At 73.3% G+C, this 15,245-nt stretch carries 14 protein-coding genes and 1 tRNA gene; 7 read left to right on the top strand and 8 right to left on the bottom strand.

All coding sequences use genetic code 11. From position 1 onward, the window contains the following. Positions 1-332 precede the first annotated feature (332 nt). Genes ACIGHB_RS27960 through ACIGHB_RS27945 form a run of 4 tightly spaced genes read left to right on the top strand, consistent with a single transcriptional unit; the run spans position 333 to position 3,874 of the window. Positions 333-1,463, top strand: a complete 1,131-nt coding sequence (locus tag ACIGHB_RS27960; RefSeq protein ID WP_360308511.1) for a sensor histidine kinase — start codon at positions 333-335, stop codon at positions 1,461-1,463. Then, positions 1,460-2,080: a response regulator transcription factor gene (locus tag ACIGHB_RS27955; RefSeq protein ID WP_150230132.1), complete on the top strand. Its 621-nt coding sequence runs from the start codon at positions 1,460-1,462 to the stop codon at positions 2,078-2,080. Before ACIGHB_RS27960 ends, ACIGHB_RS27955 begins: the two co-directional genes overlap by 4 nt. 59 nt (positions 2,081-2,139) lie before the next feature. After that, positions 2,140-3,345, top strand: a complete 1,206-nt coding sequence (locus tag ACIGHB_RS27950; RefSeq protein ID WP_399916915.1) for an FAD-dependent monooxygenase — start codon at positions 2,140-2,142, stop codon at positions 3,343-3,345. A gap of 28 nt (positions 3,346-3,373) precedes the next feature. Then, positions 3,374-3,874 (top strand): hypothetical protein, encoded by a 501-nt coding sequence (locus tag ACIGHB_RS27945; RefSeq protein WP_360308372.1) that lies wholly within the window; start codon positions 3,374-3,376, stop codon positions 3,872-3,874. Positions 3,875-3,901: 27 nt separating this feature from the next. On the opposite strand, the gene ACIGHB_RS27940 is transcribed toward ACIGHB_RS27945, so the two are convergent. Next, positions 3,902-4,558 carry a pentapeptide repeat-containing protein gene (locus tag ACIGHB_RS27940; protein WP_399916722.1) on the bottom strand — a complete coding sequence of 219 codons (657 nt, stop codon included), beginning with the start codon at positions 4,556-4,558 and terminating at the stop codon, positions 3,902-3,904. A gap of 127 nt (positions 4,559-4,685) precedes the next feature. Here ACIGHB_RS27940 and ACIGHB_RS27935 point away from each other — a divergent pair, with 127 nt between their 5' ends. Next, positions 4,686-5,684, top strand: coding sequence for a zinc-binding dehydrogenase (locus ACIGHB_RS27935; RefSeq protein ID WP_360308366.1), 999 nt, complete (start codon positions 4,686-4,688; stop codon positions 5,682-5,684). A 7-nt stretch (positions 5,685-5,691) separates the two neighbouring features. Here ACIGHB_RS27935 and ACIGHB_RS27930 read toward each other — a convergent pair whose 3' ends face one another. The 4 genes from ACIGHB_RS27930 to ACIGHB_RS27915 are packed head-to-tail and all read right to left on the bottom strand — an operon-like array spanning position 5,692 to position 8,201. Further along, complete coding sequence (locus ACIGHB_RS27930; protein ID WP_360308363.1) at positions 5,692-6,054, bottom strand: hypothetical protein; 363 nt, start codon at positions 6,052-6,054, stop codon at positions 5,692-5,694. Between the two features lie 9 nt (positions 6,055-6,063). Further along, complete coding sequence (locus tag ACIGHB_RS27925; protein WP_360308360.1) at positions 6,064-6,546, bottom strand: GNAT family N-acetyltransferase; 483 nt, start codon at positions 6,544-6,546, stop codon at positions 6,064-6,066. A gap of 4 nt (positions 6,547-6,550) precedes the next feature. Next, positions 6,551-7,435 carry an aminoglycoside phosphotransferase family protein gene (locus ACIGHB_RS27920; protein ID WP_399916913.1) on the bottom strand — a complete coding sequence of 295 codons (885 nt, stop codon included), beginning with the start codon at positions 7,433-7,435 and terminating at the stop codon, positions 6,551-6,553. A 40-nt stretch (positions 7,436-7,475) separates the two neighbouring features. Then, positions 7,476-8,201: a DsbA family protein gene (locus ACIGHB_RS27915; RefSeq protein WP_399916719.1), complete on the bottom strand. Its 726-nt coding sequence runs from the start codon at positions 8,199-8,201 to the stop codon at positions 7,476-7,478. 141 nt (positions 8,202-8,342) lie between these two features. Between ACIGHB_RS27915 and ACIGHB_RS27910 the strand changes: the two genes are divergently transcribed. Continuing rightward, the gene (locus tag ACIGHB_RS27910; RefSeq protein ID WP_399916717.1) at positions 8,343-9,776 is read left to right on the top strand and encodes an NAD(P)/FAD-dependent oxidoreductase; all 1,434 of its coding nucleotides are present in this window, start codon (positions 8,343-8,345) and stop codon (positions 9,774-9,776) included. A 69-nt stretch (positions 9,777-9,845) separates the two neighbouring features. Here ACIGHB_RS27910 and ACIGHB_RS27905 read toward each other — a convergent pair whose 3' ends face one another. The 3 genes from ACIGHB_RS27905 to ACIGHB_RS27895 all read right to left on the bottom strand — a co-directional run bounded on the left by ACIGHB_RS27905 (position 9,846) and on the right by ACIGHB_RS27895 (position 13,920). After that, on the bottom strand, positions 9,846-11,567 hold the full coding sequence (locus tag ACIGHB_RS27905) for an FG-GAP repeat domain-containing protein (protein ID WP_399916715.1): 1,722 nt from the start codon (positions 11,565-11,567) through the stop codon (positions 9,846-9,848). A 125-nt stretch (positions 11,568-11,692) separates the two neighbouring features. Continuing rightward, the gene (locus ACIGHB_RS27900; RefSeq protein ID WP_399916713.1) at positions 11,693-13,747 is read right to left on the bottom strand and encodes a restriction endonuclease; all 2,055 of its coding nucleotides are present in this window, start codon (positions 13,745-13,747) and stop codon (positions 11,693-11,695) included. A gap of 98 nt (positions 13,748-13,845) precedes the next feature. After that, positions 13,846-13,920, bottom strand: a tRNA-Thr gene (locus ACIGHB_RS27895). A gap of 218 nt (positions 13,921-14,138) precedes the next feature. On the opposite strand from ACIGHB_RS27895, the gene ACIGHB_RS27890 reads away from it, so the two are divergent. Then, positions 14,139-15,236, top strand: a complete 1,098-nt coding sequence (locus ACIGHB_RS27890) for a sn-glycerol-3-phosphate ABC transporter ATP-binding protein UgpC (RefSeq protein WP_360308342.1) — start codon at positions 14,139-14,141, stop codon at positions 15,234-15,236. Positions 15,237-15,245 lie beyond the last annotated feature (9 nt).

Here is a 15,245-nt window from a genome sequence, read left to right as displayed (position 1 = left end):
GGGTCAGCATGGATACGTAGACCCAGGTCAGCACGGTCGCACCGCACCGGACCGGCGCCCTGGCGGAAGGACCCCGCGAAGGAGGCGAGACGGTGGACCGGACCGGCCGGCACGCGCGGCACACCCCGCACTCCCCGCCGCCCGCCGACACGGCGCACGGCGGCCCCGACCCGTACGACTCCGACCCGTACGGCTCCGACCCGTACGGTTCCGGCGCGCACGACCCCGACCCGTACGCCCCCGACACCGCATCCGCCCTCCACCCCCGCCGCCGGGCCGACGACCCCCGCGGCCGGGTGCACGACCCCGACGCCGGCTGGCTCGCGCGCGTCATGCACGTGGCGTTCTTCCTGCTGCTCGGCGCCTCCCTCGTACGGTTCCTGATCCGTCACGAGTGGGAGGACCGCAGCCCCTGGATCATCGCCCTCAGCGGGGCGCTCGCCGCCCTCTACCTGCTCGGGCCGGTCCTCGGCACCCGTGCCACCCCGCGCCGGATCGCCTGGCTGTGCACGGTCGTCGCCGTGTGGGTGCTGCTCGTCGTCCTCGCGCCCAGCTTCGCCTGGTGCGCGGTCCCGCTCTTCTACACCGGTCTGCGGACCCTGCCGCCGAAGGCCGCGATCGTCCTCGTCGCCCTCCTCACCGCCTTCGTCGTCTTCGCGCAGGTCCAGCTCTCGCACGGCGGCTGGGACCCCAACCTGATCGTCGCCCCGCCGGCCGTCGCCGCGATCGCCACCGGCGTCTTCGTCCACGCCGACCGGCAGGCGGCCCGCCAGCGGGCCCTCATCGACGACCTGATCCGCACCCGCCGCGAACTCGCCGCGATCGAGCGCCGCGAGGGCACCCTCGCCGAGCGGCAGCGGCTCTCCATGGAGATCCACGACACCCTCGCCCAGGGCCTGTCGAGCCAGCAGATGCTGCTCCAGGCGGCCGACCTCACCTGGGACACCGATCCCGGCACCGCCCGCCGGCACGTGCGGACCGCCGAGTCGATCGCCGAACGCAACCTCGCCGAGGCCCGCCGCTTCGTGCACGACCTGGCCCCCGCCGACCTCGCCGAGGGCGGCGGCCTCGAACAGGCGCTGCGCGGGCTCGCCTCGCGCGAGTCGGCCGCCTTCCGGGTCGACGGCACGCCCGTGCCGCTGCCCGACCGCGCCCAGTCGGCGCTGCTGCGGATCGCGCAGGGCGCGCTCGCCAACATCCGCGAGCACGCCGCCGCGACCTCCGCCGCGCTCACCCTCACCTACCTCGACGACCAGGTGGTCCTGGACGTCGCCGACGACGGCAGCGGCTTCGACCCGGCCGCGCCCCGCTCCGACGAGGGCGTCCGCGGCCACGGCCTGCCGGCGATGCGGGTCAGGGCCCGGCAGCTGGGCGGCACGCTTACGGTGGAGTCGACCCCCGGCGAGGGCACCGTGCTCTCCGCCGCCATCCCCCTCGCACCCCCCGTGGAGGCCGGCCCGTGACCGTACGCATCCTTCTCTGCGACGACCACGTCGTCGTCCGCGCCGGACTGCTCGCCCTCCTCGGCTCCACCCCCGACATCGAGGTCGTCGGGGAGGCCGGCAGCGGCGAGGAGGCCGTCGCGATGGCGGCGAAGCTGAAGCCGGACGTGGTCCTGATGGACCTCCAGCTCGGCCCCGGCATCGACGGGGTGGAGGCGACCCGCCGGATCGCGCCGACCGGCGTCCACGTCCTCGTCCTCACCACCTACGACACCGACGCCGACATCACCCGCGCCATCGAGGCGGGCGCCACCGGCTACCTCCTGAAGGCCGAGCGGCCCGAGGAGCTGTTCGCCGCGATCCACTCCGCCGCCCAGGGCCGTACGGCCCTGTCGCCGCCGGTCGCGAGCCGGGTGATGGACCGGATGCGGGGCGCGGCGGGCCCGTCCCTCACCGACCGGGAGCGGGACATCCTCGGCCAGCTGGCGCACGGCCTCGGCAACAAGGAGATCGCCCGCGCCCTCTTCATCAGCGAGGCCACCGTCAAGACGCACCTGGGCCGCATCTACGCCAAGCTCGGCGTCGACACGCGGGCCGGCGCCGTGGCGGTCGCGAAGGAACAGCGCCTGCTCCCCTGAGGCTGCTACCGTGCGCTGTCGTTCCAGTGCACAGCGTCATGCCTTTCGTGGGAGCACGTGTGAAGATCGCCGTCGTCGGTGGCGGGCCCGCCGGCCTCTACCTCTCGATCCTGCTCAAGCGCCAGGACCCGTCGCACGAGATCGCCGTGTACGAGCGGAACGCGGCCGGCTCCACGTACGGCTGGGGCGTCACCTACTGGGCCGGGCTCCTCGACAAGCTGCGGGCCGGCGACCCGGAGTCGGCCGCCGCCGTCGCCGACGCCTCGGTCACCTGGACCGACGGGCTCGCCATCGTCCGCGACGAGCGGACCGTGCACCGGGGCGACGCCGGTTTCGGCATCGGCCGCCGCCGCATGCTGGGCCTGCTCGCCGAGAGGGCCGCCGCACTCGGCGTCGACGTCGCGTACGAGCACCCGATCGCCGGCCCGGACGCGCCCGAGCTGGCCGGCGCCGACCTGGTCGTGGCCGCCGACGGCGTCCACAGCGTGCTGCGCGAGGCCCGTGCCGAGCACCACGGCGCCGCCTTCGCCACCGGCCGCAACCCCTACATCTGGCTCGGCACCAGCAAGGTCTTCGACTCCTTCAGCTTCGCCTTCAAGGAGACCGACCACGGCTGGATCTGGAGCTACGCCTACGGCTTCAGCGGCGAGCGCTCCACCTGCGTCGTCGAGTGCGCCCCCGGCACCTGGACCGGCCTCGGCCTGGACACCATGGCCGAGGGCGACTGCCTGGCGCTCCTGGAGAAGCTCTTCCACGACCTGCTCGACGGCCACGAGCTGATCGGCCGCGACCGGGGCGCCGAACCCGCCCAGTGGCTCCGCTTCCGCACCCTCACCACCCGGACGTGGCACCACGGCCGGACCGTCCTCCTCGGCGACGCCGCCCACACCACCCACTACTCGATCGGCGCCGGCACCACCCTCGCCCTGGAGGACGCCCTCGCGCTCGCCGACGCGCTCCGCACCCACCCGGGGGACCTCGACACGGCCCTCGCGGCCTACGGGAGGCGGCGCCGCGCCGAACTCGTCTCCGCGCAGAGCGCGGCCCGCCTCAGCGCCCAGTGGTACGAGAACCTGCCCCGCTACATGAACCTGCCGCCGGAGCGGATGTTCGCCCTCCTCGGCCAGCGCCACTCCCCGCTGCTGCCGTACGTGCCACCGCAGCTGTACTACCGCGTGGACCGCGCCGCGGGGCGCCTCGAAGCCCTGCGCCGCCTCAAGCGCTGGCTGGGCCCCCGGGTGGCGAGGGCGGTCCACCGCGCCTGACGCTCCGGCGGCGTGACACCATCGGTGCGTGCTCGACATCGGCTACTCCCTCTCCCGGCGCTTCCCCGACCCCCCGCAGACCGACTACCGGCGGGCGGACGTGCACGCGCTGCGGCACGACCTCTTCTGCGGGGACGTCTACCTCGCGGACACCAAGGAGGACCGGGAGGTGTCCACAGCCTGGGGATGGGTGCCCGTCCTCGACTTCGCGTGGGCGCTCTGCGACATCGTCGAACAGCTCGACCGGGACCCGAAGGGCAGCCGCGCCTCCCGCCCCCAGTACGCCGAGCTCGACTTCACCGAGTCCTCGGACCGGATGCTCTTCGAGCGCCGCTTCGGCTGGGTCGACGTCGAGGCCGACTGGATGCCCGGCGAGGAACCGCCGCTCACCTTCTCCCACGCCGAACTCCGCCGCGAGGCCCGCGACTTCCTCCACGACCTGATCGCCGACCTCACCGACATGCACGAGGGCCTGGCCGACAACCCGGCCGTCTGGGACCTCCAGGCCCGCTTCCCCCGCCTGCGATAGCCCCCCGGGCCTTATCCCTCCGGGCCCTCAGTCCTCCACCCGCACCCCGAGGCGCGCCGCGAACACCGGCGCCAGGTCGAGCAGCTGCGCCGAGGAGACCACCGCCCCCGCCAGGGACTCCACCCCGCGCGCGATCTCCAGCCGGCGCACCCCGCGCAGGTCCACATCGGCCAGCTTCGCCCCGGAGAAGTCCACCCCGACCAGCTCGCAGTCCACGAACGCGACCCGCTCCAGCACCGCCCCGCCGAAGTCCGGCTCCACCAGGACGCACCCCTCGAACACCACGTCCCGCAGGGTCGCCCCCCGCAGGTTCGGGTACTCCCACTTGCCGCCGCCGACCAGCACCCGCTCCCACGCCGAGCCGTACATCCGCGTCCCCCCGAACCGCGCCCCCACCACCTCCGCGTCCCGCAGCCGGGCCTGCGACAGGTCGGTCCCCACGCCCCGTACCGCCTCCAGGCGCGAGTCCAGGAACCGCGCGCCCGTCAGCCGCGCCTCGTCCAGCACGCACTCCCGCACCGCGCAGTCCAGGAACCGCGCGCCCTCCCCCGAGGCGCCCGTCAGATCGAGCCCGGCCAGCTCCAGGCCGTCGTAGTCCCCGTCGGGCCCGAGCCCGCCCTCGTACGGCTCCAGGGGCGGCAGCCGCAGCTCCACCCGGCGGGGCTCCCTGGTCGTTCGCTTCATGCGCCCATCGTGACGCACGCCACTGACAATCCGTCCCGCACCGCGCGACCCGCCCTTGACCTCAAGGAAGCTTGAGGTACGAGGCTTGGCGCGTCAGCCCGCACACCACGACGTCAGGGGAACCGTCATGCACGCCATCCGCCTCCACGCCTTCGGCCCCGCCGAGAACCTCACCCACGAGGAGGTCCCCGACCCCGTGCCCGGCCCCGGCCAGGTCCGGATCGCCGTCACCGCCGCCGGCGTCCACCTCCTCGACACCGCCCTCCGCGAGGGCGCGCCCGGCCCCTTCCCCGCCCCCGTCGCACTCCCCACCGTCCCCGGCCGCGAGGTCGCCGGCACCGTCGACGCCGTCGGCGAGGGCACCGACCCCGCATGGCTCGGCAAGCGCGTCGTCGCCCACCTCGGCATGAACCCCGGCGGCTACGCCGAACTCGCCGTCACCGACGCCGCCCGCCTCCACGCCCTCCCCGACCACCTCGGCGACGCCGAGGCCGTCGCCATGATCGGCACCGGCCGCACCACCCTCGGCATCCTCCAGTTCACCGCGCTCGGCCCGGACTCGGTCGCCATCGTCCCCGCCGCCGCCGGCGGCATCGGCACCCTCCTCGTCCAGTACGCCAAGAACGCCGGCGCCACCGTCATCGGCCTCGCCGGCGGCCCCGCCAAGACCGCCCGCGTCCGCGAGAACGGCGCCGACCTCGCCGTCGACTACACCCGCCCCGACTGGCCCGAGCAGGTCCGCGCCCACCTCGGCGACCGCACCGCCACCCACGTCTTCGACTCCGTCGGCGGCGCCACCGGACGCGCCGCCGTCGACCTCCTCGGCAAGGGCGGACAGCACCTCGTCTTCGGCTGGTCCAGCACCGGACTCCACGACGGCGAACCCCTCACCTTCACCGAGGAGGAACTCACCGCCCGCGGCATCACCTCCGGCTCCGTCCTCGGCCCCGTCATGATCCAGAAGGCCGGCGGCGACGTCCGCGCCCTCGAACTCGCCGCCCTCGCCGCCGCCGCCGACGGCACCCTCCGCCCCGCTGTCCACCGCTTCCCCCTCGCCGAAGCGGCGAAAGCCCACCGCGCCCTGGAGACCCGGGGCACGATGGGCAAGGTGGTACTGGTTCCCTGACAGGGGCTCAGACGCCGAGCACGTCCCAGGAGTGCGCCTTGAACTCCTTGCGGAACTCCTCGTGGTCCTCCCACATCCGGGCGATGGAGCGCAGCACGTCCCAGTTGTGCTCCAGCGCCTGCTCCACCACCTGGCGCAGCTCCGGCGCCGTCTCCCGCTTCTCCACCAGGCCCGAGACCTGTGAGGCGGCCTGCACCGTGTAGCGCAGCGCGCGCAGGGCGCGGGAGGTGTCGTCCATCCCGAAGCCGTGGTCGCTGCCGTTCGCGGGGTCGAAGAGCGGGGTCAGCCGGGCCTCGATGAAATCGGTGATCCGCCGGAAACGGGCCTCGGCGCCCATGTCGTCACCGTGATCGCTGTGGTCGTTGCACATGAGGACTTCCTACACCGTCGCGGGGGCGCCCAGCGCCGCCAGGGCCCCGTCCGTCAGCCGGTACACCGACCACTCGTCCTGCGGGCGGGCGCCCAGCGACTCGTAGAAGTCGATCGACGGCCTGTTCCAGTTCAGCACCGACCACTCCAGGCGCTCGTAGCCGCGCTCCGCGCAGATCCGCGCCAGCTCGGTCAGCAGCGCCTTCCCGTGACCGCCGCCCCGCGCCTCCGGACGGACGTACAGGTCCTCCAGGTGGATGCCGTGCACCCCGCGCCACGTCGAGAAGCTGAGGAACCACAGCGCGAAGCCGACCGGCTCTCCGGACCCGTCCTCCGCGAGGTGCGCGAAGGCGGCGGGCCGCTCGCCGAACAGCGCCTCCCGGAGCTGCTCCTCGGTCGCCCGGACCTCGTCGAGCGCCTTCTCGTACTCCGCGAGCTCACGGATCAGGGTGTGGATCACCGGCACATCGGCCGGGGTGGCGATACGGATCATGGGGTCAGCGTGCCAGCAGAGCCCGCGCGATGACCACCTGGTCCTCGTCCAGCCCCGGCTCGCCGTCCTCCACGTCCCACAGTCCGTTCTGCAGCACCCGCCCCAGCGTCCACGCCAGCGCCCGCTCCCGGTCCAGGCCCAGCCGCTCGGTCAGCAGGTCGAAGCGCCACCGGATCTCCGCCGGATCCGGATTCCACAGATCCGTCAGCGCGGGCAGCAGCTCGAAGCCCGGATCGCCCGCGAGCGGCTTCGGATCGATCACCAGCCACGGCTCCCGCTCCGCGCCCAGCACGTTGTCGTAGTGCAGATCCCAGTGCAGCAGCCGGTCACCGGGCTCCCCGATCACCTCCCGCACGGCGGCCGCGCAGTCCGCGAGCAGCGCCGCGTCCCCGCCGTCCAGCCGCGCCACCGCACCGGGCACCTCCGCGAGCATCCCGGCCGCGACGTCACCGAGCCGTCGCAGCCCGGCCGGCGCCGGCCGGTCCGAAAGGCGTGCCAGCAGCCCCGCCAGGATCCGCACCGCCTCCCGCTCGTCCCCGAGCCGCGACAGGTGCCGCCGGTGATCGGCCCGTTCAAGCAGCATCGTCCCCGTCCCCGGATCGTGCTCCAGCAGGCGCACGACTCCGTCCCCGCCCCACGCCCGCAGCGCGACCGGCTCGCCCTCGCTCTCCTCGTCGAGCAACTGGAGCTTCAGCGCCGCCGGCGTCCCGTCCGCCCGCTCCACCGGCAGCACCAGCGACGCCACCCCGTACAGCGAGGGACCGTCGAGCCGCAGCCCCCACCGGTCCAGGAACTCCCGGGCCCGCCCCGGCAGCGCGGCGACGAACGCCCGCCCCGCCTCGCCGTTGTACTTCGCCTGGGAGGCGGCGAGTTCCTCGGGTACGCGGATGTCGACCGGTCCATGGCTCACCCCCCGACCCTACGGCCCGTCACCCCAGCGCGCCGTCCAATATCCGCCCGAACTCCCCCGCGTCGTACAGCCCGGTCCCGGCGTCCAGCGCCTTCCCGTCCACCAGCACCGACGGCGTACCGCCCACGCCCGAGTCCTGGAACGCCCGCTCCGCCGCCGCCACCCACGCCCGGTGCGTCTCGCCCCGCACCGCCGCGTCGAAGGCGCCGCCCCGCAGCCCCTCCACCCGGTCCGCGATCGCCAGCAGCCGGTCGGCGGTGAACGCGTCCCGCGGCTCGCCCGCGGGCTGCGCCGCGAACAGCTCCGCCTGGAACGCGGCGAACTTCCCCGGACCCGCGTCCGCCGCCGCCCGCAGCGCGTTCGCCGCCCGCGCCGACGCCGTGCCACCGGTCCGCCCGTCGAGGAAGGAGGCCACGACGTACTCGATCCTCACCTCACCCCGCGCCGCCCGCTCCGTGAGCACCCTGCCGCCGCTCGCCTCGAACGTCGCGCAGTACGGACAGCGGGGGTCCGCGAACACCGTCACCGTGTGCGGGGCCCGCGCGTCACCGACGACGATCTTCGTACGCTCCGCCCGCGACGGCAGCACGCTCAGCGTCTCCGCGTGCTCCGCCGCCACCCCGCCCGCCGCCGCCGACGGCCCCGGCGCCACCCCGTCACCCGCCGAACACCCCACGGCGGCAAGGCAGATGAGCCCCGCCGCGACCACACCGGCGACAGCGCGCCCGGTCCCGCGCACAGCCATGGACAACCCCTTCCGGAGCGACGAAATCCGCACCTCCGAACCTAGGCGCGCCCCCACCCGCCACCGACCGCCGAAAGACCCGTATCCACGGGACCAACGCCCCCGGTACCCTCCCGCCACGCACCGGGAAGAAGGACAGGGATGAACAGCAGCACGAGCAGCGCGGGCGGCACCGGCACGGGCGGCAGGGACACGGTCAACGGCGGCATCTCGTTCTGGTTCGCGCAGGAGGGCCTGCCCGACCCCCGCGAACCGCTGCCCGGCGACCGCACCGCCGACGTCTGCGTCGTCGGCGGCGGCTACACCGGCCTGTGGACCGCCTACTACCTGAAGAAGGCCGCGCCCTTCCTCGACATCGTCGTCCTGGAGGCCCGCTTCTGCGGCTACGGCGCCTCCGGCCGCAACGGCGGCTGGCTCTACAACGGCATCGCTGGCCGCGACCGCTACGCCAAGCTGCACGGCCACGACGCCGCCGTCCGCCTCCAGCAGGCCATGAACGCCACCGTCACCGAAGTCCTCGACGTGCTCGACACCGAGAAGATCGACGCCGACCAGCACCGCGGCGGCGTCCTGGAGGTCGCCCTCTCCCCCGCCCAGCTCGCCCGCCTCAAGGAGTTCCACGCCGTCGAGCACGCCTTCGGCGAGACCGACCGCGAGATCCACGGCGCCCGCGAGACCGCCGAACGCATCCGCGTCGCCGGCGCCGTCGGCTCCTCCTGGACCCCCCACGGCGCCCGCCTCCACCCCGTGAAACTCGTCCACGGCCTGCGCGCCGCCGTCGAGGCCCTCGGCGTGACGATCCACGAATCGACCCCGGTCACCGAGATCAGGCCGAAGCACGCCGTCACCCCCTACGGCACCGTCCGCGCCCCGTACGTGCTCCGCTGCACCGAAGGCTTCACCGCCTCCCTCGCCGGCCAGCGCCGCACCTGGCTCCCCATGAACTCCTCCATGATCGCCACCGAGCCGCTCACCGACGCCCAGTGGGACTCCATCGGCTGGAACGGCCTGGAGACCCTCGGCGACATGGCCCACGCCTACATGTACGCCCAGCGCACCGCCGACGGCCGCATCGCCCTCGGCGGCCGGGGCGTCCCCTACCGCTACGGCTCGAAGACCGACAACGACGGCCGCACCCAGCCGCAGACCGTCCGGGCCCTCCACGACCTCCTCGTCCGCTTCTTCCCCCAGCTCGCCGGCGTCGGCATCGCCCACGCCTGGTCCGGCGTCCTCGGCGTCCCCCGCGACTGGTGCGCCACCGTCACCCTCGACCGCACCACCGGCATCGGCTGGGCCGGCGGCTACGTCGGCTCCGGCGTCGCCACCACCAACCTCGCCGCCCGCACGCTGCGCGACCTGATCCTGCGGGACTCCGGCCAGTCCGGCGCCACCGACCTCACCACCCTCCCCTGGGTCGACCACAAGGTCCGCAAGTGGGAGCCCGAACCGTTCCGCTGGCTCGGCGTCCAGACCATGTACGCCGCCTTCCGCGGCGCCGACCACCGCGAGACCACCACCCACACCGCCACCACGGACCGCGTCGCCACCTGGGCCAACCGCATCGCCGGCCGCTGACGCACGACGAAGGCCCCGGCCCCCTCACGGGACCGGGGCCTTCTCACACCTGAGGGTCAGAACTCAGGATCAGAACAGCGCGTTCAGCGAGGCCGGAACCTCGCCCAGCGAGATCTTCACCCGCCCCGAGTACGGCGCCGCGGCCTTGCCCGTGCCCTGGTACAGGTACGCGTTCCCGGCCGCGTCCCGCGCGACCAGATCCGCCCGGCCGTCATCGGTCAGGTCACCGGGCGACGACATCAGCGGGTACCCCTGCCAGCCGGAACCGACCCGGACCCGCGCCGCGTACGGCATCTCGGCCTTGCCGGTCGCCGGGTAGAGCCACAGCACACCGGCCGCGTCCCGGGCGACCAGATCCGCCCGGCCGTCGCCGGTCAGGTCACCGGCCCCGGTGAACTGGTTGTAGATCCCCCAGCCACCGCCGACCCGCAGCCGCGTCGCGAACGGCGCCGTCGCGCTCGTCGTGCCCTTGTACAGCCACAGCACGCCCGACGCGTCACGACCGATCATGTCCGGCCGCCCGTCGCCGCTCACGTCACCGACGCCGACGAGCTGGTTGTAGATCCCCCAGCCGCTGCCGACCCGCACGCGCGTGGAGAGCGGCTCGTACGAAAGGCCCGTGGTCCGGTAGCTCCACAGGACACCGGAGGCGTCACGGGCGACGACACCGCCGCCGGCGGCCTCGCTCGTGATCGGCGCGAGCTTGGTGACGGCGTTGTAGATGCCCCAGCCCCGCCCGACCGTCTCCGTCCACTCACGGAACGGCTTGGTCGCGCGGCCCGTACCGGGGTGCCAGTGCAGCAGCCCGCTCTTGTCCCGGGACACCATCGCGTAGTGCGTCGGCACCGGACGAGAGCTCTGGACCGCGAACTCGCTCCAGGTCTGCGGGTTGTCCCCGTCGCTGAACACCTCGTACACCGCACCGGTGTTGAGCTTCCACGCGGCGGCGGACGGATCCGCCTTCACCGTGTACGAGACGAGGACGTCGACCGGCCCCTCCGCACCCGGGTCGATCTCGCACGAGACGCCGCCGGGCGAGAGGTACTCCTTGGTGACCTCGCACTCGGTGGTCCCGGAGCTCTGCCGGACACCGGTGACCCCGACCTTGAGCTCGCCCTCCTCCCAGTGCCGCATGCCCTCGCCCGGCTCCAGGAAGACCGCGAGCCGGCCCTTGTCCACCGCGTGCACCTTCGCCGTGTGCGTCACCGTCGTGCCGACGGCCACCGGCGGGGTGGTCAGCTGGATCGTGTTCTGGGCCACGTGCTCCACCGTCTTCACGGTGACCGTACGGGCGGCGTGGCGGCCGTCCTCCAGCTTCAGGTCGACCGTCTGCGCCGCCTTCGCGGCCGCCGCCAGGTCGCCGCCGCGCGGGACGTAGACGAAGCCGTAGTGCACCGTCGTGTTGTTCGGAGTCCCCTCCGCCGCGTGGACGTCGATCCCCGGGTAGGAATCCTCGTCCGAGACGGGGCAGGTGTAGACACCGACCGTCCCCGCCCGCGCCTGGCAGTTCTCGGCCTCGACCGAGACCCCGGCCGGAAGGCCGCCCTGGGCCCACGTCGGGTCGGTCAGCGGCGCCTTGCTGAAGGCGTACACCAGGGTGCCGTCGAACCCCTCGTCGTCGTACGAGACGCCGTTGGGATTCACCTCCGCGGGCCAGCCTCCCGGCTGGATCACCCGGTCCTCGATGTCGAACATGGGGTAGAAATCATCGGCGGACGCCGTCGACGCCCCCGACACCAGCCCGGCCACCAGCAGCGCGGCCGTACCCCCAAGAGCAATGGTTCTGCGCAAGCGATCAGTCCTTCATCGCGAAACCGCACCCCCCCTGGGTGCGCGCCGCACCGTACCGCGAGGAACACCGCGCCCCGCCACCAGGGGTGCCCGGCCGGGCGGGAGACCCGCCCGGCCCCTCCCCCTCACGCCACATCGATCCCGAAATCACCCACCAGCTCGGCCAGCCCTCCCCGGTACCCCTTGCCGCCCACCACGAAGTCCCAGTCCCCGCCGGACCTCCGCCGGAACGACCCCAGCACCAGCGCCGTCTCCCCCGGCCGCCCGTCCGACACCACCAGCCGGTCCAGCTCCGCCCCCGCGTCGTCCCGCAGCACGATCCCCGCGTCCACGAAACCCGCCAGATCCGCGTCCGGATTCGCCTCGGGATCGATCGCCGCCACCAGCACGAGCCGGTCCGCCGCCGCGGGCAGCGCCTCGAACCCGACCCGCACCGCCGCCCGGTCCCCGGCGGGCGCCGCCACCATCGCCACCGAACCGTCCGGCGTCGACGCGTTGTTGTAGAAGACGAACCAGTCGTCCGCCAGGACCCTGCTCCCCGCGCACACCAGCGCGCACACGTCCAGCGCGACCGCCCCCGACCACACCATGCCCAGCACGTTGAAGTCCTCGTCCGCCTCCACGGACGGCTCCACCCGCACCGACTCCGGCGCCGGACCCCCGGCCCCGAGACGCCCCCGCAACCCGTGCCGGTGCAGCAGCTCCACCAGCTCCGTACCGGATATCAGCGTCAGCGGCTTGCCGTCGGCGAAGGCGTACGAACCGGGGCCGAACTTCGACGTCGTGACCAGCACCCCCTTGTTGGCCCCCGCCCCCTGCACCGTCCCGAACAGATCACGCACCGCACTCGGCGGCACCGTGTTCCGGTACCGCTTCACCTGCACCACGATCGACCCGCCGCTGATCGGATCCGGATCCAGCGCCTCGACGTCCACACCGCCGTCGTTCGACCGCCGCGTCGTCACCGCCTGAAGACCCCGCGCCCGGAACAACTCCGCGACCAGCCCCTCGAAGGCGATCGGATCCATCGACAGCAGATCGGGCTCCTCGCCGTCCCCCTGGACGACGACCTCCGACCCGACCTGGTCGGGAGAGCGCAGCGGCACCACCGCCACCCGCTCCTCCGGCTTCCCCGAAAGCCGCCCGCCGAGCGCCCCCGTCAGACACTCCACCGCGTCGACCAGCTCCAGATTGAGCCGCCCGAACTCCTCCCGCCCCACCACCACCGACACCACGCACACCCGGGACTCCAGCCCCGTCGCCGGGTCGACCCCGCCCACGTACCCGTTGAGCGCCACCGACTCCAGCGCCCCGAAACGGTCGGCGGCGAACAGCTCCCGCACCGCGAGCAGCGCGCTCTGCGCGAGCACCCCCCGGTACAGCGCCCGCCGCTGCGTCACCGGCCGGGGCACCTCCTTGTCCTGGTCGGTGCTCGGCAGGTACTTGACCCCCTTCGCCTCGGGCACGACCTCGTACCCGGGCAGCCCCCAGTCCAGGACGAACCCCCGCCCACCCCGGTCGTACGCCGCCGACACCTCGCGCGGAAACCCCTCCGGCCAGGCACCCGACGCGAAGAGCACCGCGGAGAAGTACTCGACGACCGTCTCGGGCTCACCGCCCGACAGCGCCCCGGCCGTCCCGGCCACCCCCCGGTTGTACTCCCGGATCTCGGCGATCCGGGCCGCCGCCCAGGTGTCGTACTCCCTCCGGTACGCGGCCAGCGACTCCAGCCGGCGCGCCTCGGCCGCCTGCGCCGCGTACCAGTCCTGCTCGAACCGCGCCCGGCCACCGCCGCCGAACCCGTGGTACGACCGCTGGTCGGGCATCGCCACCGGCTGCCCCAGCGGCCCCGGCGCGAACGGCTCCACCTCCTCGGCCCGCCGCAACGACTCCACCCGGAACGCCGGCGCCCGGCACCCCGCCGCCAGCAACCCCTCGAGGACCGCGACCCGCTCGTCGATCTCCCGCGTCCGCCGCAGCGCGTCCGCGTCCCGGTGCCGCCGGTACGCCGCCCGCTGCTCCCGCTGCATCCGCGACACGTCCCGCTCGTGCGCGAGCCGCGCCCGCTCCGCGTCCCGCTGCTGCCGCAGCAACGCCTGCTGCTGCCCCTCCCGCTCCCGCTGCGCCACCCGCTGCTGCTCGGCCCAGATCCCGATCAGCCCACCGGAACGCCGACCCATCGACCGCACCCCTCCCCGGAGAAACCCCACACCGCGTACACGCCCCCGTAACGCACAAGTGTCCCGGACCAGCCTGGTCCGGGACACAAGTTCAGCGGAGCCCCCTGTCGGATTCGAACCGACGACCTACGCATTACAAGTGCGTTGCTCTGGCCGGACTGAGCTAAGGAGGCACACGCGCGCTCCCACGCGCGAGTAGCCCCACTCTACACAGCGGCGCCGACGCCTCACGAGGAAGTTCACGGGCTCGGAAATCTCCTCGCCTGCGACTACTGACAGACCGGACGCCGCCAAGGTAGCGTCGGGAAAAGTTCACCCAGGTGGACTAGACCCATCCTTCCTTCCACTCGGATCGTCCGGCACGTTCCTGCCGGTGAAGGGATCTATCACCATGGCTTCTGTCACCTTCGACAAGGCGACCCGGATCTACCCCGGCGCCAAGACCCCCTCCGTCGACCAGCTCGACATCGAGATCGGCGACGGCGAGTTCCTCGTCCTCGTCGGCCCCTCGGGCTGCGGCAAGTCGACCTCGCTGCGCATGCTGGCCGGCCTGGAGGACGTGAACGCGGGCGCCATCCGCATCGGGGACCGCGACGTCACCCACCTGCCGCCGAAGGACCGGGACATCGCCATGGTGTTCCAGAACTACGCGCTGTACCCGCACATGACCGTCGCCGACAACATGGGCTTCGCGCTCAAGATCGCCGGCGTCAACAAGAGCGAGATCCGCGCCAAGGTCGAAGAGGCCGCGAAGATCCTCGACCTCACCCAGTACCTCGACCGCAAGCCGAAGGCACTCTCCGGCGGTCAGCGCCAGCGTGTCGCCATGGGCCGCGCGATCGTGCGCGAGCCGCAGGTCTTCCTCATGGACGAGCCGCTGTCGAACCTCGACGCCAAGCTCCGCGTCTCGACCCGTACGCAGATCGCCGGCCTCCAGCGCCGCCTCGGCATCACCACGGTCTACGTCACCCACGACCAGACCGAGGCCCTCACCATGGGCGACCGCGTCGCCGTGCTGAAGGACGGTCTGCTCCAGCAGGTCGACACCCCGCGCAACATGTACGACAAGCCCGCCAACCTCTTCGTCGCCGGCTTCATCGGCTCCCCGGCCATGAACCTGATCGAGGTCCCGATCACCGAGGGCGGCGTGAAGTTCGGCAACAGCATCGTCCCGGTCTCCCGCGACGCGCTCGCCACCGCCGCCGCCAACGGCGACACCACCGTGGTCGTCGGCGTCCGCCCGGAGCACTTCGACGTCTCGGGCCCGACGAGCAAGGACGGCGTGGCCGTGACGGTCAACGTCGTCGAGGAGCTCGGCTCCGACGGCTTCGTCTACGGCTCCACCCGCGTCGGCGGCGAGGACAAGGACATCGTCATCCGCGTCGGCGGCCGCGAGATCCCCTCGAAGGGCTCCACGCTGCACGTCGTCCCGCGCGCCGGCGAGCTGCACGTCTTCTCCAAGTCGACGGAGCTCCGCATCAGCGAGTGACCGCGACCT

The sequence above is a fragment of the Streptomyces sp. NPDC085460 genome (genome assembly GCF_044541975.1).
Taxonomy (GTDB): Bacteria; Actinomycetota; Actinomycetes; order Streptomycetales; family Streptomycetaceae; genus Streptomyces.
The sequence above is the reverse complement of the archived record's forward strand: the minus strand, read 5'-3'. Positions and strand labels throughout refer to the sequence as shown.

Coding starts and splice junctions, on each gene's coding strand:
- ACIGHB_RS27910 (WP_399916717.1), top strand. CDS start 8,343: ATGAACAGCAGCACGAGCAGCGCGGGCGGCACCGGCACGGGCGGCAGG.
- ACIGHB_RS27935 (WP_360308366.1), top strand. CDS start 4,686: ATGCACGCCATCCGCCTCCACGCCTTCGGCCCCGCCGAGAACCTCACC.
- ACIGHB_RS27915 (WP_399916719.1), bottom strand. CDS start 8,201: ATGGCTGTGCGCGGGACCGGGCGCGCTGTCGCCGGTGTGGTCGCGGCG.
- ACIGHB_RS27960 (WP_360308511.1), top strand. CDS start 333: ATGCACGTGGCGTTCTTCCTGCTGCTCGGCGCCTCCCTCGTACGGTTC.
- ACIGHB_RS27890 (WP_360308342.1), top strand. CDS start 14,139: ATGGCTTCTGTCACCTTCGACAAGGCGACCCGGATCTACCCCGGCGCC.
- ACIGHB_RS27940 (WP_399916722.1), bottom strand. CDS start 4,558: ATGAAGCGAACGACCAGGGAGCCCCGCCGGGTGGAGCTGCGGCTGCCG.
- ACIGHB_RS27925 (WP_360308360.1), bottom strand. CDS start 6,546: ATGATCCGTATCGCCACCCCGGCCGATGTGCCGGTGATCCACACCCTG.
- ACIGHB_RS27900 (WP_399916713.1), bottom strand. CDS start 13,747: ATGGGTCGGCGTTCCGGTGGGCTGATCGGGATCTGGGCCGAGCAGCAG.
- ACIGHB_RS27930 (WP_360308363.1), bottom strand. CDS start 6,054: ATGTGCAACGACCACAGCGATCACGGTGACGACATGGGCGCCGAGGCC.